The 16,911-nt window shown below is 61.5% G+C and carries 18 protein-coding genes; 8 read left to right on the top strand and 10 right to left on the bottom strand.

The window, feature by feature from the left end:
• Window positions 1-41 precede the first annotated feature (41 nt).
• Window positions 42-893: a DNA-methyltransferase gene (locus ADIAG_RS03665; RefSeq protein WP_407636049.1), complete on the top strand. Its 852-nt coding sequence runs from the start codon at window positions 42-44 to the stop codon at window positions 891-893.
• A 302-nt stretch (window positions 894-1,195) separates the two neighbouring features.
• On the opposite strand, the gene ADIAG_RS22015 is transcribed toward ADIAG_RS03665, so the two are convergent.
• From ADIAG_RS22015 to ADIAG_RS03650, 3 genes are all read right to left on the bottom strand, one after another.
• Entirely contained in the window at window positions 1,196-1,327 is a 132-nt protein-coding gene (locus ADIAG_RS22015; RefSeq protein ID WP_007269960.1) for a putative transporter small subunit, read from the bottom strand.
• Window positions 1,328-1,350: 23 nt separating this feature from the next.
• Window positions 1,351-3,033: a sodium:solute symporter family protein gene (locus ADIAG_RS03655; protein WP_007269959.1), complete on the bottom strand. Its 1,683-nt coding sequence runs from the start codon at window positions 3,031-3,033 to the stop codon at window positions 1,351-1,353.
• Window positions 3,034-3,684: 651 nt separating this feature from the next.
• The gene (locus ADIAG_RS03650; protein ID WP_043473249.1) at window positions 3,685-4,545 is read right to left on the bottom strand and encodes a PHP domain-containing protein; all 861 of its coding nucleotides are present in this window, start codon (window positions 4,543-4,545) and stop codon (window positions 3,685-3,687) included.
• A gap of 217 nt (window positions 4,546-4,762) precedes the next feature.
• On the opposite strand from ADIAG_RS03650, the gene ADIAG_RS03645 reads away from it, so the two are divergent.
• The gene (locus tag ADIAG_RS03645) at window positions 4,763-6,313 is read left to right on the top strand and encodes an aminopeptidase P family protein (RefSeq protein WP_007269957.1); all 1,551 of its coding nucleotides are present in this window, start codon (window positions 4,763-4,765) and stop codon (window positions 6,311-6,313) included.
• Between the two features lie 135 nt (window positions 6,314-6,448).
• On the opposite strand, the gene ADIAG_RS19910 is transcribed toward ADIAG_RS03645, so the two are convergent.
• Window positions 6,449-7,363 (bottom strand): general stress protein, encoded by a 915-nt coding sequence (locus ADIAG_RS19910; RefSeq protein WP_007269956.1) that lies wholly within the window; start codon window positions 7,361-7,363, stop codon window positions 6,449-6,451.
• A gap of 150 nt (window positions 7,364-7,513) precedes the next feature.
• Between ADIAG_RS19910 and ADIAG_RS03635 the strand changes: the two genes are divergently transcribed.
• From ADIAG_RS03635 to ADIAG_RS03625, 3 genes are read left to right on the top strand one after another with little or no spacing between them, the layout of a single operon-like run.
• Window positions 7,514-8,872, top strand: coding sequence for a magnesium transporter MgtE N-terminal domain-containing protein (locus tag ADIAG_RS03635; protein ID WP_007269955.1), 1,359 nt, complete (start codon window positions 7,514-7,516; stop codon window positions 8,870-8,872).
• A complete protein-coding gene (locus tag ADIAG_RS03630) occupies window positions 8,865-9,491 on the top strand; it encodes a DUF1003 domain-containing protein (protein ID WP_007269954.1) in 627 nt (208 codons plus the stop codon). Before ADIAG_RS03635 ends, ADIAG_RS03630 begins: the two co-directional genes overlap by 8 nt.
• Window positions 9,488-10,597, top strand: coding sequence for an Mrp/NBP35 family ATP-binding protein (locus tag ADIAG_RS03625; protein ID WP_007269953.1), 1,110 nt, complete (start codon window positions 9,488-9,490; stop codon window positions 10,595-10,597). Before ADIAG_RS03630 ends, ADIAG_RS03625 begins: the two co-directional genes overlap by 4 nt.
• Before the next feature lie 143 nt (window positions 10,598-10,740).
• Here the strand turns inward: ADIAG_RS03625 and ADIAG_RS03620 are convergent, their stop codons facing one another.
• The 3 genes from ADIAG_RS03620 to sigE are packed head-to-tail and all read right to left on the bottom strand — an operon-like array spanning window position 10,741 to window position 12,675.
• Window positions 10,741-11,118 carry a sec-independent translocase gene (locus ADIAG_RS03620; protein WP_007269952.1) on the bottom strand — a complete coding sequence of 126 codons (378 nt, stop codon included), beginning with the start codon at window positions 11,116-11,118 and terminating at the stop codon, window positions 10,741-10,743.
• A 42-nt stretch (window positions 11,119-11,160) separates the two neighbouring features.
• Complete coding sequence (locus tag ADIAG_RS03615; RefSeq protein ID WP_007269951.1) at window positions 11,161-12,057, bottom strand: hypothetical protein; 897 nt, start codon at window positions 12,055-12,057, stop codon at window positions 11,161-11,163.
• A 3-nt stretch (window positions 12,058-12,060) separates the two neighbouring features.
• Window positions 12,061-12,675 (bottom strand): RNA polymerase sigma factor SigE, encoded by a 615-nt coding sequence (sigE, locus tag ADIAG_RS03610; protein WP_007269950.1) that lies wholly within the window; start codon window positions 12,673-12,675, stop codon window positions 12,061-12,063.
• A gap of 217 nt (window positions 12,676-12,892) precedes the next feature.
• Between sigE and ADIAG_RS03605 the strand changes: the two genes are divergently transcribed.
• A complete protein-coding gene (locus ADIAG_RS03605; RefSeq protein ID WP_007269949.1) occupies window positions 12,893-13,528 on the top strand; it encodes an O-methyltransferase in 636 nt (211 codons plus the stop codon).
• Window positions 13,529-13,614: 86 nt separating this feature from the next.
• Here the strand turns inward: ADIAG_RS03605 and ADIAG_RS20720 are convergent, their stop codons facing one another.
• The 3 genes from ADIAG_RS20720 to ADIAG_RS03595 all read right to left on the bottom strand — a co-directional run bounded on the left by ADIAG_RS20720 (window position 13,615) and on the right by ADIAG_RS03595 (window position 15,077).
• Window positions 13,615-13,782 carry a DUF3117 domain-containing protein gene (locus ADIAG_RS20720; protein WP_007269948.1) on the bottom strand — a complete coding sequence of 56 codons (168 nt, stop codon included), beginning with the start codon at window positions 13,780-13,782 and terminating at the stop codon, window positions 13,615-13,617.
• A 110-nt stretch (window positions 13,783-13,892) separates the two neighbouring features.
• Window positions 13,893-14,240 (bottom strand): DivIVA domain-containing protein, encoded by a 348-nt coding sequence (locus ADIAG_RS03600; protein ID WP_007269947.1) that lies wholly within the window; start codon window positions 14,238-14,240, stop codon window positions 13,893-13,895.
• A gap of 48 nt (window positions 14,241-14,288) precedes the next feature.
• Window positions 14,289-15,077 (bottom strand): LOG family protein, encoded by a 789-nt coding sequence (locus tag ADIAG_RS03595; RefSeq protein ID WP_043473428.1) that lies wholly within the window; start codon window positions 15,075-15,077, stop codon window positions 14,289-14,291.
• A 123-nt stretch (window positions 15,078-15,200) separates the two neighbouring features.
• Here ADIAG_RS03595 and ADIAG_RS03590 point away from each other — a divergent pair, with 123 nt between their 5' ends.
• Window positions 15,201-15,977 (top strand): amino acid ABC transporter ATP-binding protein, encoded by a 777-nt coding sequence (locus ADIAG_RS03590; RefSeq protein ID WP_007269945.1) that lies wholly within the window; start codon window positions 15,201-15,203, stop codon window positions 15,975-15,977.
• 77 nt (window positions 15,978-16,054) lie between these two features.
• Window positions 16,055-16,882, top strand: coding sequence for a glutamate ABC transporter substrate-binding protein (locus ADIAG_RS03585; RefSeq protein ID WP_007269944.1), 828 nt, complete (start codon window positions 16,055-16,057; stop codon window positions 16,880-16,882).
• Window positions 16,883-16,911: the final 29 nt, after the last annotated feature.

Genomic DNA, 16,911 nt, shown 5'->3' with positions numbered 1-16,911 from the left:
CTGCCCACGCGGTGGCCGGCCCCCCGGTCACCGCGTGGGCACTGGACGGGCCGGACTTGATTGTCTATGCGGAGAACGCCACTTTCCTGCCAACGCTGCCCGATGAGTCTTTCACCCTGATCTACGTGGATCCGCCGTTCAATACCGGGCGCACGCAAAAGCGCCAGGTCATGACGTCGGTCCGCACGGCTGCCGGTGAGGGCGACAGGATCGGGTTCCAAGGCCGGAGCTATGCGACCCTGCGCGGGGACCTGCACAGCTACGACGACGCCTTCGATGACTACTGGTCGTTCCTGGAGCCGCGATTGCGCGAAGCTTGGCGCCTGTTGGCCGACGACGGAACCCTGTATGTGCACTTGGACTACCGCGAGGTGCACTACGCCAAGGTGATGCTCGATGCGATCTTCGGCCGGGAGTCCTTCCTGAACGAGATCATTTGGGCTTACGACTACGGAGCACGGGCGAAGTCCCGCTGGCCGGCCAAGCACGACAACATCTTGGTGTACGTCAAGAACCCCAAGACCTACCACTTCGACAATGCCGAAGTGGATCGTGAGCCCTATATGGCCCCCGGCCTGGTCACCGCCGAAAAGCGTGCGCGCGGCAAACTGCCCACCGATGTCTGGTGGCACACCATCGTTTCGCCCACTGGCAAAGAGAAGACGGGGTATCCGACGCAGAAGCCCGAGGGAATCTTGCGCCGGATCATCAACGCCAGCTCCCGTGAAGGCGACTGGGTGTTGGACTTCTTTGCAGGTTCCGGGACCACCGGTGCCGTGGCCGGTGCGCTGGGCCGCCGCTTCGTCTGTGTGGATGAAAATCCCCAGTCGATCTCGGTGATGTCCAAACGCATCCCCGGAGCCACCGTCCTCGTGTCTCCGGACGCCCCATAGCCCACCCCGGAGTTCCTACCGGTCCATAAACAAGCCCCGTCCCTCCTCGAAAAATCGAGCTGGGACGGGGCTTGTTTTCATGCCGCAGCACCGGTAGCACCGGTGCGAAGCAATAATGATGGGCGTGCACTGACTGCGCTGGCTCCGGATCCCGCCGTCTCAGGCAAGCAGTACACGGACGGACACGCCGTGGGACGTGGAGAGGCCCGGTGCCCCTCCAGAAACTTCTTGGTGGGCACCGGGCCTTATGGCGATGGGGACTCGTCGGGAGCGCTCGTTGGAGCGGCCGGAGACCCCTGCGCCTAAACCATTCCGCGGCCTTCGGCGCGCGCCTGGCGCCATTCACGGTAGAACGCACGCACGATCACAAAGAGTGTTCCGGCGACGAGCACTGGCCAGACCAAAACGTATACGGTCAACCAAAATATATCCATGTCAGTCTCCTCTGTAGTTGTCTCTACTTGTTGGAGGCGACGGCGTCGCCACCATGCGTAAGCTTTTCAACCGGGTCGAAGTCACCGACGCGATCCTTGATGGTGCTGAAGTCAAAGTTCTGCTTCGAACGCACCGACATGAAGTAGCAGATCACGGTCGAGACGGAGTAGGCGACCAGCGAGCCACTGAGCACTTCATATTCGTGAAGCGTGCCAAAAGCGAACGGAGCCACAGCAACGATGGCCACGATGCCGATGATCCGGGCAATCTTGAGTCCGAAGAATCCAAACGTCATCAGGCCCAAGACCACGCCGACGCCCACGATGGAAAGGATATCCACGAGGTAGCCGGTCAGGCCGCCCATCGAGATCCATTCGAATCGCACCGGAATGAATATGGCCAATGCGACCAACACCGAGACGGTGAAGGCCATATTCGTGACCTTCTTCCAGTAGAAGCTTGCAATGACCGGGAACACCAGCGCGCCCCAAAGCGCACCGACAAAGACCAATAGGTCCAGGATGTTCATCTTCCCACTGGCAAAGAACAACCCAGCGCCGGTGGCGATGATCATGCTGATGCGACCAACCAGCAGCATTGTCTTGGGCTTGGCGTTCGCCTTGCCCACCGACTGGCCGTAGAGGTCGGCCATCGCGATCGATGAAAGTGCCGACAGGTCCGAATCCGCAGTGGAGGACAGCGAACCCAGGATCATGATGAAGAACAGGCACAACAGGATCGGGCCCAGGTAGGTTGCAGCCATTTGCGGGATCAGGTTGTTGGTGTCTCCATCGAGCGGGGTGATGCCTGCGTACAGGGCGATGACCCCGAGCATGCCGATGCCGATGATCGTGGCACCGTAGCCGACGGTCGCGGTGATGAACGTCGGCTTGATCAGGTCCTCACGCACGGCGAAGAGTCGCTGGGCGATCGTCTGGTTGCCGATGGCGTAGGCCAGGACGGCAGCAATGTACGGGGCACCCTGGTTCATAAACGCTTCGGACGAGAAGAAGTTGCTCTGTTGCGGGGTGAGGTTGGAGGCGCCGGATTCAAAGAGTCCCGGTCCGCCGGCGGCAACGAAGACCACCGGAAGGATGATTGCCACGGCACCGAGCATCGCCACTACTTGGGCAAAGTCGGTGAGCACCGAGGCCCGGAAGCCGGACCACAAAGTGTAGAGCAGCGTACCTGCGGCCACGGCGACGATGCCTTGGCCGAAGCTGAATGGCGAGAGCAGAGCGATAAGAGCGCCACCCGCGATGAAGTTGGAGGTCAGTGAAATAACGCTGCCGAGAATATTGGAACCGGCCAGCATGAGCTGGCTGGAGCGTCCATGACGGGCATACATAACTTCGGCGAGGGTGTGTGCCTTTGGTGCAACCGCACGGATTCGACGGCCGAAGGGGTAGATGAACAGAATCATCAACGCACCCCAAAGACCGTAGTGAATCGGCCCGGAAATGCCATAGGTGTAGCCAGACGTCGCCGAGGCATACATCGAAGATGCCCAGATCCATGTTGCTGTCATGCTTGCTGCGGAGACACCGAAACCAACTTTGTTTCCGGCGGTCATATACCCGTCAGCGTTTTCTTTCTTTTTGCCAATAAAAAGAGACATAACAAATGTCCCCCCGTAAAACAGAACCAACAACCCCAGGACAACTGATCCTGCGAGAAGCTGAAATTCCCCGTTTTCGAGATCCATATCCATCCTCTCTTCATAAGGAATGCCGCCGGCAACAGTCCTAAAACACGTGCGCGCTGGCCATCGTGGGCACAATTAATCGACCTCTTCATACAGAAGTCGAGCAGGTATCCGGCGTGGACACATTCTGAGCGCGCAACAAGCACCCGGACGCTTTGCCGGGGTGATTACACATCGAACCAGGGCCGCAGGGAGGTTATCCTCACCAATGCACGTCACCAATTTTCGTCCGAAACGAAGGTGGAAATCATACCTTCGTTGCTGCGAGTTGCTCCGTGAAAAGTTGGAACTTAGCTCAACAAAAACATTTCTAAAAGCGAAGCAACTAGAACGATCGTAGCAGGTACCAGAGCTTCCCACCCGCCACAGCGATATCAGCACGGTACCTTCGCCCGAAATTCCGCACCCGAATAAACAGTCTATCGGCCGGTCATCCACGTCTGGATTGTAGATCCATTTATCGTTATGCAAATTTTTTAACGACATTTTTAAGTCATTCAATTGAGGCTGGTATCAACGCCTCCAGCTTTGCGTAAATGATCCAGGTTCCTTCACCCAACTGCACTCCGAGCTGCCCAATACATGTTCTTCAGAAAAAAACGCCGCCGGCATCCCCTGCAGGGGTGTCGGCGGCGCACGTGGGTTGGTGGCCTATATATGCTCGGACATCCCAACAGGATCCGACCCCGAACCTGCGTCCAGAATCCGCCGAAGCATTTCTACCGTGGTGGTGTTTTCACCCAGTCGATTTGGTTTGCCGGCACCGTGGTAGTCCGATGATCCTGTGACAATCAAGTCGTGTTTTCGAGCCAACGAACGAAGGTAGACGCGTCCGTCCTCGGGATTATCCCGGTGGTTGATTTCCAAGCCCAGCAGTCCGGCGCCGATCATTTCTTCAAAGGTCTCCTCGGTGACTACCCGGCCACGTGCCGAGGCCACGGGGTGGGCGAAGACCGGGACCCCGCCAGCCTCACGTACGAGTTTGACGGCGGTCACCGGGTCCATTGAATAGTGGCCGACGTAGTAGCGCGAGCGGGCCGTCAATACGTGCGCGAATGCTTCTGTTCGCGTCCGCACGACCCCCGCTGTCACCAAGGCGTCGGCAATGTGTGGACGCCCGATGGTTGCACCGGGCGAGGTGTGTCGGGAAATCATGTCCCAGTCCACCGGATAGTCCTCTGCCAACAGCTCCACCATGCGTCGCGCACGGGTGATCCGGGCGTCCCTGGCCTTGCCGATTTCATCCACCAGCGCCGGATACGTTGGGTCGTGGAGATAACTGAGCAAGTGGACGCTGATACCCGTGTCGGTCTGACAGGAAATTTCCATCCCCGGGACAAGTCCGATGCCAAGTTCAAGGGCAGCACGGCCTGCATCCTGCCAGCCGGCAGTTTGGTCGTGGTCAGTCAGAGCGACAACGTCCAAACCGGCTTCCTTGGCTGAGGCAACCAGCACTGCGGGAGGCTCCGTCCCGTCTGAAACATGTGAATGAGCATGAAGGTCGATCCGCATATTCTTCAGCGTAGCCCGTTCCGCCTTGCATGAGCTGCCACCGCCGCGGTGTCGTGTGCCACTGGAGCCCAACGGACCAGTTGCGGCACGTCGGCAGGATGACGCCCAGTCTTGGTGATCTTTGTACAGCCCGGTCTGCAGAAGTCCGGTGGTGCCGGGGCACCACCGCAGCCAGGGCGTCTTGGTGTATGTGCCCGGGCTTTGAGACGATTGGACCATGAGCACTGATGCAACCACCACCACAGGCAGCGACCAGCCCCTCGAAGAGCGCGTGAACAACCGTTCACAGCGACCGAGCTCCGCGGCATTCAAATCCTTCATGGCCTCCTCGTGGGCCCCCGACACTTCAACGCTCCCGGGCGCGGACGACGTCGCACCGTATGCGGCCAAGCGCCGCACCGCGATCTCCACCCGTTTCCCCGGCGAGCGCCTCGTCATCCCGGCCGGACCACACAAGGTCCGCTCCAACGACACCGACTACCGCTTCCGGCCGCACTCGGGCTTCTCTCACCTCACCGGGCTGGGACTCGACCACGAACCTGATGCCGTGTTGATCATGGAACCCGTGGCGGAAGGAACCGGAGAGAACGGTTCGAACCACAACTCAACCTTGTTCTTCGCCCCAATGGCCGGCCGAGATTCGGAAGAGTTCTACTCCAGCGCTCGTTCCGGCGAGTTCTGGATCGGCCCGCGTCCGACCCTCGCACTGTTGCAATCCCGGCTGGGCCTCGTCACGGCCGACCTCACCGGTCTCGAATTCGCTATTACCACCGATGCGGGCGCGGTGGAGTTCGGCGGCATGCGCATCCGACTGCTGCGCGACGTCGACATGAACTGCGACGCACTGGTGGACACCTCGCGCATCAACACCGGCGTGGACCTGGAAGCACCTGACTCCTTGGACGGGGAACTGACCGAGGCGCTGTCCGAGATCCGTCTGGTCAAGGACGCTTGGGAAATCGAGGAGATGAAAAAGTCGGTGGCTGCCACCGTCAACGGATTCCACGACGTGGTCAAGTCGCTCGATCGCGCCCTGACCCACGATCGCGGCGAGCGAGTGGTTGAAGGCGCATTCTTCGCCCGTGCCCGTGAAGAGGGCAACGACCTTGGCTACGACACCATCGCCGCCTCGGGAAACAATGCGACGGTGCTGCACTGGATCAACAACAACGGCAAGGTCAACGACGGAGACCTGCTGCTGCTTGATGCCGGCGTCGAGGCCGAATCGCTGTACACCGCCGACATCACCCGCACCCTGCCGGTGAACGGCACGTACACCGAGGTGCAGCGCAAGATCTACCAGGCGGTGCTCGATGCCGCCGATGCAGCCTTCGCCGTCGCCAAGCCGGGGTCCAAGTTCCGCGACTTGCACACCGCCGCGGTCACGGTGCTGGCAGAAAACCTGGATGCTTGGGGTCTGCTGCCGGTGTCGCTGGAGGAGGCTTTGTCCCCCGAGGGCCAGCAGCACCGCCGCTGGATGCCGCACGGCACCAGCCACCACTTGGGCCTTGACGTGCACGACTGCGCACAGGCCAAGGCCGAGCTGTACCTCGATGGCATCTTGGAAGAGGGCATGGTGTTCACCATCGAACCGGGCCTCTACTTCAAGAACGAGGATCTGGCAGTGCCCGAGGAATACCGCGGCATCGGTGTGCGCATCGAAGACGACGTGTTGGTCACCGCGGATGGTTGCGTGAACCTCTCGGCCGCACTGCCCCGCAAGCCCGAACACGTCGAGGCGTGGATGGCAGAGGTTCGCAAGGCCTAGTCCACGGCAGCAACCCGCCGACCACTCGTGGTGATCGGCGGGAGCAACACAAAAAGGCTGGCCTTCATCCGTGGGGATGAGGGCCAGCCTTTTGTGTTGCCATCGCAGGGTCGGTGCCTCACCAACCTGCGGTTGCTATGGGCGGCTGCTGTGCTCCGGCGCGCTGTCGTTGCCGGGATCGTCTGATCCTGTTTGGGCGTCGGCACCCGATACCGGCGACTGAGGCATGGGATCTTCATCCGCGCGGGCCTCGGGCACCGAAGCCGCGGCTCTGACTTCTTGCGTTGTCGAAGGATCCGCTTCGGTTCCTTCTGTCGGGGCCGCAGCCGCTGAGGCCTCGGGCTCCGGGGCAGCCGCCGGCGGGGTATCTTGGATCCGAATGCCGAATTGCGGGCGTCCGTCGGGCAGGTCGGAGTAGCTTCCCGTGGTCGGCGCGGATGCCGCTGCGGGTGGGGTAGGGGCATCCGACTGAGCCGGGATCTGTGGTTGGGCCGGCGGCGGGGGCTGGGGTTGGTTGTGAGTGTGGTGGGTGCCGACTCCGGCATCCGCAGCCCGCTGGCTCATCGGCAGCTTTGCGGCCATCGCTCGTGCTGCATGCGCGTGGGAGAACGCCACCACGACGTCGTAGCTGGTGGCCAGTACCTGGGACTGCGAGGCGAAGTCGCGCTTACCTCGGCGGAACGAGTAGCTGACCACACCGACCAGCATCCAAATGGCCATGCCGATCCCGATCGAGGACAGAATCTGCGCCACCGGGTTGGTCCCGGGGCTGAAGATGGTCAGCACCAGGCCGACGAAGACACCGAACATCGCGCCCTGTGCGGCGCCTGCACCGGCGACCTTCGGATAGCTCAGCTTTGCTGTGACACGCTCCACCGATTTGAGGTCATTGCCCACGATGGTCAGGTGGGAGACGGGGAAGTCATTGTCCGCGAGGTAATCCACCACTTTTTGGGCATCCAAGTAGGTACCGTAGCGGCCCAAAAGCTCACCGCGCGGCAGGCCCAATGAGTTCTGGTTGGATGGGGAAGCACCAAGTGGGGAAGACATATATCCATTGTGCACGCTGCGCGTCGAGTTAGACGGGCTTGATCGCTGAAGGTGAAAGCGCGTTGCCCACATTCTGCTGTGACAAAGCGTAGCGCTCAACACATAGTCGAAACCAGCTTCAGCCCATGTGCAGGCAGTAGCCTAGAGAGCGTGAGCAGCAAATCAACGAAGGTCTTCATCGCACGGCTTCTGGGCCTGGACGTCTTTGATCCCCTGGGCGACCGGCTGGGCCGGCTGCGCGACGTCGTGGTCATCTCCCGGCTGGCCACCAAACCCGCCCAATGTGTCGGCGTGGTCGTCGAGGTGCCCGGAAAGCGTCGGGTGTTTGTTCCGATGACCCGGATCCAGGCCATGGAGTCGGGACAGATCATTTGCACCGGCTTGGTGAACATGCGCCGGTTCATCCAGCGTGGCGCCGAGATCCTGGTTGCGGCCGAGCTCTTCGACAGGCGTGTGGTCTTCGCCGATGGCAGCGGCAACGCGGTGGTCGAGGACATCGGTCTGGCTCGTGAACGCAACGGCGACTGGATCATCTCCGACTATTACGTCCGCCGCGGGGAACCAGCCGGTTTATTGGGGCTGCGCCGGGCCCGCGGAGAACGCCTGCTGGTGTCCTGGGACTCGATCGTGCACACCGCGCTGCACGAGCCGCAGGCCGCCAGCACCTACGTCGCCGCCCACGACGAGATGAAGCCGGCCGACTTCGCCGACGCGCTGCACGAGATGAACCACAAGCGCCGCGTCGAGGTTGCTTCCGAACTGCAGGATGACCGGCTGGCCGACGTCCTCCAGGAGATGCCCGACGCCGAACAGGTGCAGATCCTCTCCGCCCTGGATATGGAACGCGCCGCGGACGTGCTCGAAGAAATGGATCCGGATGACGCGGCCGACCTGCTCTCCGAGCTTTCCGAGGACACCAAGCATGCGTTGCTGGAATTGATGGAGCCCGAGGATGCACGCGATGTGCGTCGCTTGCTGGAATACGCCGAGGGCACCGCCGGCTCCATGATGACCCCGGTCCCGGTGATCCTCTCCCCCGAAGCCACCGTCGCCGAGGCCTTGGCCGCGGTGCGCCGCGAGGAATTGTCCCCCGCACTGGCCTCCACCGTCTTTGTCACCCGTCCCCCGCTGGAAGCACCCACCGGACGCTACCTGGGAGTAGTGCACATTCAGGCCCTGCTGCGCACCCCGCCGCCAGAGCCCTTGGGCAATATCCTGGACTCCGATGTCGAGCCCCTCGACGACATGGCACAGGTTGCCGAGGTGGCCCGTACGCTGGCCAGCTACAACCTCACCTCGGTGGCGGTGGTCAACGACGCCGGGCGGCTCGTGGGAGCCGTCACCGTCGATGACGTCCTGGACCATTTGTTGCCCGATGACTGGCGCACCCACGATGATCCTCCCGAGTCCCCGGACCTCGAACCACGGCACGCCGCCGAACCGCCCGTGACCGCCTGGGGCCCCGTCGACACCACCAAACCACCAGCGAAGGGAGCATCCCATGGCTGAAAAGCGCCAAGCGTCCAGCGGCCTTGACACCCCCATGTCCGCTCGGGCCCGGTTCTTCCCGCGAGTCACGCCGAACCCCGACGCGTTCGGATCGAGCACCGAGAAATTCGCCCGCTTCATGGGAACCCCGCAGTTCCTGTTCTACATGACGATCTTTTGCGTGTTCTGGCTGATCTGGAACATCTTCGCACCGGAGGCCTGGCGCTTCGACTCCGCCGCGCTGGGCTTCACCGCGCTGACCCTGATGCTCTCGCTGCAGGCCTCCTACGCCGCTCCGCTACTGCTGCTGGCCCAGAACCGGCAAGATGACAGGGACAGGGTCTCGCTTTCCGAAGACCGCGGGCGGGCCGAGCGAAACCTCTCCGACACCGAATACCTCACCCGTGAACTTGCCGCGCTGCGCATCGCCCTACGCGACGTGGCAACCCGCGACTATGTGCGCTCCGAACTGCGCTCCGCCCTCGAAGACCTGTTGGAGACCTCCGACGGGGAGGAACTGCGGCTGCGTGCCAAGACTCCGAAGCGCAAGGACCGCAGCAACACCAACACCGGGCTGATCCCCCAACTGCCACCGGCACGGCGCCGCGAACCGCGTGCCGAGAAGAATGAGAGACCATGACCCTCGAGCCTCGGCTCCTTGAAGCACTAGCCACCGTCCAAGACCCCGAACTGCGCCGACCCATCACCGAGCTGGGGATGGTCGAATCCGCCTTCCTCACCGACGGCACCGCGCAAGTGAAGGTATTGCTGACCATCGCCGCCTGCCCGATGCGCTCGACCATCGAAGCCGACGTCACCGCGGCACTGTCCACGCTGCCCGGGGTCCGCGAGGTGGACCTCACCCTGGGCGTGATGAGTCCCGAACAGCGGGCCGAACTGCGCGAATCCTTGGTCTCCCGAAGCATCCCGTTCTCCGATCCGGCCTCACTGACCCGTGTCATCGCCATCGCTTCCGGCAAGGGCGGGGTCGGCAAGTCCACGCTGACCGCCAACTTGGCCTGCGCGATGGCCGCCGACGGGCTGCGCGTGGGACTCATCGACGCCGATGTGCACGGCTTCTCGATCCCCGGGCTGCTGGGCATCCCCGAGGCCAGGCCCACCCGCGTGGATGAGATGATCCTGCCGCCGGTGGCCCACGGGGTGAAGGTCATTTCCATCGGCATGTTCGTTCCGGACAACAAGCCGGTCATCTGGCGCGGACCGATGCTGCACCGGGCCTTGGAGCAGTTCCTCACCGATGTGCACTTCGGGGACTTGGATGTGTTGCTGCTGGACCTGCCCCCGGGCACCGGCGACATCGCCATCTCCGTCTCGCAGCTTTTGCCCGGCTCCGAATTGGTGGTGGTGACGACCCCGCAGGCCGCCGCGGCGCAGGTCGCCGAGCGTGCCGGGTCCGTCGCGGTGCAGACCGGTCAAAAGGTTGTGGGTGTCATCGAGAACATGAGCGCCATGGTGATGCCTGACGGTTCCACCCTGGAGGTCTTCGGTTCCGGCGGTGGCGCCGAGCTGGCCGGGCGCCTGGAACTGGTGCTGGGTACCAAGGTCCCGTTGCTGGGGCAGGTGCCCCTGGATCCGTGGTTGCGCTCCGGCGGAGATGCCGGGGTGCCGTTGGTGCTCTCGCATCCCTCGTCCCTCGCCGCCACCTCAATCGTTGCGATGGCCCGCGCGCTTACGCACCGCCCACGCGGCCTGGCAGGGATGAAGCTGGGCGTCACCCCCCGATAGCGCGCGATGAGCCCCACGGGCCCGCTGGACCCCGCCACGGCATGATCCACAGGACAGAGCAAGGGCGGCATCCTCGACTATCGGGGATGCCGCCCTTCTCAGCTGGCCCTGCAGGAGCCAGAAGCAAATCAATGGGGTGCTCTTTAGGTCGCTTCGCTGTCAAACGGTGCCGGCTCATGTGCGGCCAGCGGCACAGTGCGGACTAGCGCCACCGGCTTGTGCGAAATGGCGGGGGCTTCTTTCGCCGCGGATACCGCGTCCTCAAAGTCGTCGAGCAACGCGTCCTTGATGATCTTGCGCGGGTCATATTGGCGTGGGTCGAGTTTGCGCCAGTCCATGTCGGCGATATCGTCTCCGACTTCCTCGCGCAGTTGTTCCTTCGCGCCGGTGGCCATGCGTCGCAGTTCCTTGACCAGCCGCGCCAGCTGTGCGGCGTATTCGGGGAGTTTTTCGGGTCCCAGAATAACCACTGCCAGCACCGCGAGCACTATGAATTCACTGCCATTGATTCCCAAAAACACTCTTGTAGACTACCTGCTTTCGTGCTTTGCCAAGGCCAGTTCCTACTTGAAGTCCAAAACCATGAGCCTGGAGAAGCCCCGCAGCAGACGTTCGGAAATGTTCTCGGTGCTCTGCTGGTCCATGGACCCGACGCGAGTGTGCTCGGAGACGACGAGCCGTTGCAGGATGCCCTCCACATCGGACTTGGAAAGGTCCGTGGTGATTTCGTACTTCACTTCTTCAAGGTTCAGGGTCGCGGTGCCGTCGCCATAACTGACAGCAGCTGCCGCCTTGGCACCCAGCCGATGGCCCAGCTCGGTGAGCATGCCCGAGGACGGATCGGTGCTCGTCTGCGCGGCCACGGATTTATGCATCGCCGGAGTGGGTGCTCCGGATACCATCCGGGTCTCAGCCAGTTCGATACGGTGCTTGCCATCGCTGAGCACCAGCGTGGCTGTTGCCTCGCCGCTTTCCAGCACGCCGGAAGCAGAAGCCAGAGTGAATCCCGCGGTTTCGATGACCGGGCAGGTCCAGCCGTCCTGACGCAAGCGGGTGATGGCCTCTGCATCAAGGCTTTGGGCCTCGGCGCTCCATGACGCGGCGGGGTCCTGCTCCGGGGCGCCCTGGGCCGCCGGGGCACCAAGAACCCACGATGTTGCGGCCATGGCGGCAACCAGCGCGAAGACCATGGCCAAGACCGTGATCGGCACAAAGGCGATGGAGTGTCGTCGACTGGATTCGTTCTCCGGAGGCAACGAATACCGGGCTCCCAAGAGTGTCTGTGCGCTCAACTGCACCGGTGGCGCGACCAGCTGTTCAGAGGAAGTCTCGGGCATTTTCCGGGCTAATGCGCTCGAGCATTCGGCACAGTGCCCCACATGTCGTGCAATGGCCCGCGCCCGTCGTCCGCGCACACGCCCCGCCGCGTAGTCATCGATCCAGCGTCCATAACGATCCATGCCTTAGCGCACCCCTGGGATCGTCCGCCGAATCTTCGGCAACGACATCGTTGCCGGGGCTCGAACAGCTGGATTGCGGTGCGGTAGCTTTTCACGCAGCATCCCACGTCCGCGGTGAATGCGTGAGCGAACGGTTCCGAGCTTGACGTTCAGTGCTTCGGCGACTTCTTCGTAAGAGAGCCCCTCGAGGTCGCACAGCACCACCGCGGCACGGAAATCCGGGGCCAACGCATCCAGTGCGGCCTGCACGTCGAGATCGAGGTTGTTGTATTCGAAGCTACGTTCCGGGCCCGGGGCGGTTCCTGGGATCTTAGCTTCGGCGTCTTCGGTCAGTCCGTCAAAGCGAATCTTAGATTTCCGGCGGGCCTGATCCAAGAAGAGGTTGGTGGTGATGCGATGCAGCCAGCCGCCGATGGTTCCGGGGGTGAAGGTGTGCAGCGAACGGAAGACCCGAACGAAAGTCTCCTGGGCCAAGTCCTCGGCGTCCTGACGGTTTCCGGTCAGCCGGTAGGCCAGACGGTAGACCCGTGGCGAATGGTCCCTGACGATTTCGTCCCACGTGGGAACCGTCAGCTCGGCAGGCTCCTCGCGGGAGCGTACCTCGCTGGTCAAAGACATCTTCAATGCGTTCACGACAACAAGTCTTGCGCAGCCTCCTGAGCGGAAGCTGAAAGCAGGCTGTGCCGCGACTTTGATTGGCTTCCAACCGCCGGCGTCCAGAGCGGGGATAAGATGATTCGAACGGCTTCCCAGCCGAGGGTCATGCCCCGCCGCACCGTCGGAGCATTTTCCGCACCGACGACACTTCACACCGTAAAGGATCTGCCCCACTCCCATGAACCTGGACATATTCAGCAGCTGGACATACGCACAGGCTCAGGCCACAGAGGATGCTGTGCTCGAGCGTGCCCGCGAACGCGGCCGCGAGCTGGGCGTCGAATCGGTCGGGGTAGCTACAGGGGGTTTCCTTACCGTGCTTGCCGCCATCTCCGGGGCACGAAACCTGGTGGAAATCGGCACCGGGGTTGGCATCTCTGGAACCTGCTTGCTGCGCGGTGCCGGCAAACATGCGGCTCTGACAACCATCGACATCGATGTCGACCACTTGGCGGCCGCCCGAGAAGCATTCCATGATGCTGGCTTTGATTCCTCGCGGACCCGAGCCATTTCCGGCCGCGCCCAGACGGTGCTGCCGAGGCTGACCGATGGGGCCTACGATTTGGTCTTCATCGACGCCGATAAAGCGCATCTGCTGGAATACACCACTCAGGCCATCCGTCTAGTGCGAATCGGCGGCCTGGTGGTCATGCACGATGCTTTTGACCAGCACCGCGTGCCCAAGCCGGCGCTGCGCCAGACAAGCACCGTGGCCACTCGAAACGCCAACAGGATGCTGCGCGATGACGAACGCTTTGTCAGCACCATTGTGCCCACCGGACTCGGCCTGCATCTCGCTGCTCGGGTGAGCTAGTTTCGCCGGTTATCCGCTGGCCCATGACATACTGAGGGGCGGGCACCCGGCCAGGTGCCCGCCCCTCAGTATTTAGAGCACGAGCGCTACTCGGTGGCACCTACCAAGCATTCACGCAGCTCAGCGGCTTCGTCCGCGTTGAGCTCAACAACCAGTCGTCCGCCACCGTCAATCGGTACGCGCATGATTAGGCTACGGCCTTCCTTGGTGACCTCCATGGGACCGTCCCCGGTACGTGGTTTCATCGCAGCCATGAGCGCTGTTCCCTTTCATTTGAGATGAAGGACCTGTAGGCCTTCACCCGATGGTGAGTTAATCCGCGGATCCCACGATTGGGTTTCCGCTTTCAACTTGCTATCTTCTATTATTCCGAAGAAACGCTCGTGTTGCTAATCACAGCTTCTTTTCCGTGTGCCGCGATGACCTCATGCAACCTGGAAATCTCGGCCGAAAGGACATCGAGAACTTCATCGACCTGGTCGCAGCGGTATCCCCTCAGGCCCAGTGAAAACTGAACCGACTCGATATCGGCGGCACCGGGGTCTTCGGGAAGTAGTACCGGAGGCAGGCTGGCAACGGGTTCGACCAGGCCCTGGATGGGCCCGCGGAAGGGCTCGAATCGGCGGCCTTCCTGCACGTCGCGGTTACGCCTGGTACCCACACCTAGACACACCGCTGTGCCCAATATGATGATGGCGATAACCAATAACATGTAGACCAATCGATACTCCTTCGATGCAGGGACGGGGACGCGAGGACCCTATTTCTCCACAATAAAACCATTTGGACGGGCCGAATTGACCACGATATCCACGGCTTCTTCGATATCATCGGTGAGTTGAATCAGGTCGAGATCGGCAACCGAAATGGCACCTTCTTCGGCAACGGTGTTTCTCAACCATTCCAATAGCGGAAGCCAGTAGCTTGTGCCTACCAAAACAATGGGGAATCCCGTGACCTTTTCGGTCTGCACGAGCGTTAATGCCTCAAAGAGTTCATCCAATGTTCCGTATCCGCCGGGCAACACGATGAAACCCTGCGAGTACTTTACAAACATCGTCTTCCTGGCAAAGAAGTAGCGGAAGTTAATACCGAGGTCTACCCATTCGTTGAGCCCCGTTTCAAAAGGAAGCTCAATGCCCAAGCCCACGGAGACCCCGCCGGCGGAAACTGCTCCCTTGTTCGCAGCTTCCATGGCTCCTGGCCCGCCACCGGTAATCACGGCAACACCGGCTGAAGCAATCAGCTCGCCGATCTTCTCCGCTTGCAGATAGCGTTCGGATCCGCGGCTGGTCCGGGCAGATCCAAACACGCTGATTGCAGGACCCAGGCCTGCCAGCGCCCCAAATCCCTCAACAAATTCGGCCTGGATGCGCAGGACCCGCCACGGGTCCGTGTGCGTGAAGTCCTGGTCCTCCCGCGTGTCGAGCAGATAACTGTCCGACTGTTCCGTTTGGGCCTGCCCGCGTCGCAGGACGACCGAGCCCTTTCGGCGTGCCGGGTCGGGCAGTGAATCGAAGTTTTTCGCTTGCTGGTTCTGGCGCTGCATGCCCACCACTGTATCGGCTGTCCTGACCGACACGACCCTTGTCGCGACCGAGTTTGGACAAGATTTGGCATCGCCCCCCTAATAACGGGCGTGAAGAGGGTCACTTCGGATAGGGTTCATGTCATGAGCACTGATTCCCACTCGACTAGCGCTATGGCGGACTTGACTCCAATCGTCAAGCTTTCTGCCGTTAATAAGCACTATGGCCCTTTGCATGTTCTACAGAACATCAATCTTGAAGTCACCAAGGGTGAGGTTGTTGTTGTCTTGGGCCCATCCGGCTCGGGCAAATCGACCTTGTGCCGGACTATCAACCGGTTGGAAACCATTGATGACGGTTCCATCGAGATCGATGGAAAGGTCCTGCCCGAAGAAGGCAAGGCCTTGGCTAAGCTCCGTGCCGATGTCGGCATGGTCTTCCAGTCATTCAATCTTTTTGCACACAAGACGATTTTGGAAAATGTCACCCTCGGTCCGATCAAGGCCAAAGGCATGAAGAAGGCCGAAGCCGACAAGCTCGCCATGTCCTTGCTGGAACGGGTTGGAGTTGCCAACCAAAAGGACAAGCTGCCTGCGCAGCTCTCCGGCGGACAGCAGCAGCGTGTGGCCATTGCCCGCGCGCTGGCCATGCGCCCCAAGGTGATGCTCTTTGACGAGCCGACCTCTGCACTTGATCCGGAAATGATCAATGAGGTCCTTGACACCATGATCGGCCTGGCCAAGGAAGGCATGACCATGATCGTGGTGACCCACGAGATGGGTTTCGCCCGCAAGGCTGCTGACCGCGTGATCTTCATGGCCGACGGCCAGATCGTCGAAGAAGCAACCCCCGAGCAGTTCTTCACCAACCCGACGAGCGCTCGTGCCAAGGATTTCCTCGGCAAGCTCATCACGAACTGACCAACCAACAACTGAATCATTTTGACTCGAAGGACGCGAAAACTCGCTCTCGTCCTCGGATACAACAAGGAGAAACGATGCGTAAGTCCCGCATTTCAGCAGTAGCCGCTATGGCAGCAGCCGCGGCGCTGGCACTGACCGGCTGTGGTGGTTCCGGCGACGAAGCCGGCGCTGGCGACACCGTCAAGATCGGCATCAAGTTCGATCAGCCCGGCCTTGGCTTCAAGGACGGCGACAAGTTCACCGGCTTCGATGTTGATGTTGCTAAGTACGTTGCCAACGAGCTTGGTTTCGCGGAAGACAAGATCGAGTGGGTTTCCGCCCCGTCGGCTAACCGCGAAACCTTGTTGGAAACCAATCAGGTCGACATGATCCTGGCAACCTACTCGATCACCGACAGCCGCAAGGAGCGTGTGGCCTTTGCCGGGCCATACTTTGTCGCAGGCCAGGATCTGTTGGTCCGCACCGACGACTCCTCGATCACCGGCCCGGACACCCTCAAGGGCAAGAAGCTTTGCTCGGTCACCGGTTCCACCTCGGCCAAGAAGGTCTCCGACACCTACCCAGGTGTAGCCCTCGTAGAGCAGGGCGGCTACGCCGACTGCCTCGGTCTCCTTGAAACCGGTGGCATCGACGCAGTCACCACCGATGACATCATCTTGGCCGGTCTGGCAGCTACCGAAGCCAACAAGGGCAAGTTCAAGGTCGTTGGCAACACCTTCACCGAGGAGCTGTACGGCGTCGGTCTGAACAAGGAAAACACCACCTGCGAGGACGTGAACACGGCCATCACCAAGATGATCGATTCCGGCGAGTGGGAGAAGTCCCTCAAGGCCAACACCGAAGGCACCGGCTACACCCCGAATGCCAAGCTGAACCCGCCGACGCCTGCGCCCTGCGCATAGTCGTTGACTGATTTTTTCCGGGACTCATC

It is taken from the genome of Paeniglutamicibacter gangotriensis Lz1y (assembly GCF_000348945.1).
Taxonomy (GTDB): domain Bacteria; phylum Actinomycetota; class Actinomycetes; order Actinomycetales; family Micrococcaceae; genus Paeniglutamicibacter; species Paeniglutamicibacter gangotriensis.
This window is presented reverse-complemented; position numbering and strand designations above follow the sequence as displayed.

Bases quoted from the DNA above. Each gene is read 5' to 3' on its own strand.
- ADIAG_RS19910 (WP_007269956.1), bottom strand. From the start codon at position 7,363: ATGTCTTCCCCACTTGGTGCTTCCCCATCCAACCAGAACTCATTGGGC.
- ADIAG_RS03655 (WP_007269959.1), bottom strand. From the start codon at position 3,033: ATGGATCTCGAAAACGGGGAATTTCAGCTTCTCGCAGGATCAGTTGTC.
- ADIAG_RS03590 (WP_007269945.1), top strand. From the start codon at position 15,201: ATGAGCACTGATTCCCACTCGACTAGCGCTATGGCGGACTTGACTCCA.
- sigE (WP_007269950.1), bottom strand. From the start codon at position 12,675: ATGTCTTTGACCAGCGAGGTACGCTCCCGCGAGGAGCCTGCCGAGCTG.
- ADIAG_RS03585 (WP_007269944.1), top strand. From the start codon at position 16,055: ATGCGTAAGTCCCGCATTTCAGCAGTAGCCGCTATGGCAGCAGCCGCG.
- ADIAG_RS03615 (WP_007269951.1), bottom strand. From the start codon at position 12,057: ATGGATCGTTATGGACGCTGGATCGATGACTACGCGGCGGGGCGTGTG.
- ADIAG_RS03595 (WP_043473428.1), bottom strand. From the start codon at position 15,077: ATGCAGCGCCAGAACCAGCAAGCGAAAAACTTCGATTCACTGCCCGAC.
- ADIAG_RS03630 (WP_007269954.1), top strand. From the start codon at position 8,865: ATGGCTGAAAAGCGCCAAGCGTCCAGCGGCCTTGACACCCCCATGTCC.
- ADIAG_RS03600 (WP_007269947.1), bottom strand. From the start codon at position 14,240: ATGTTATTGGTTATCGCCATCATCATATTGGGCACAGCGGTGTGTCTA.
- ADIAG_RS03605 (WP_007269949.1), top strand. From the start codon at position 12,893: ATGAACCTGGACATATTCAGCAGCTGGACATACGCACAGGCTCAGGCC.
- ADIAG_RS03645 (WP_007269957.1), top strand. From the start codon at position 4,763: ATGAGCACTGATGCAACCACCACCACAGGCAGCGACCAGCCCCTCGAA.
- ADIAG_RS03650 (WP_043473249.1), bottom strand. From the start codon at position 4,545: ATGCGGATCGACCTTCATGCTCATTCACATGTTTCAGACGGGACGGAG.
- ADIAG_RS22015 (WP_007269960.1), bottom strand. From the start codon at position 1,327: ATGGATATATTTTGGTTGACCGTATACGTTTTGGTCTGGCCAGTGCTC.
- ADIAG_RS20720 (WP_007269948.1), bottom strand. From the start codon at position 13,782: ATGGCTGCGATGAAACCACGTACCGGGGACGGTCCCATGGAGGTCACC.
- ADIAG_RS03625 (WP_007269953.1), top strand. From the start codon at position 9,488: ATGACCCTCGAGCCTCGGCTCCTTGAAGCACTAGCCACCGTCCAAGAC.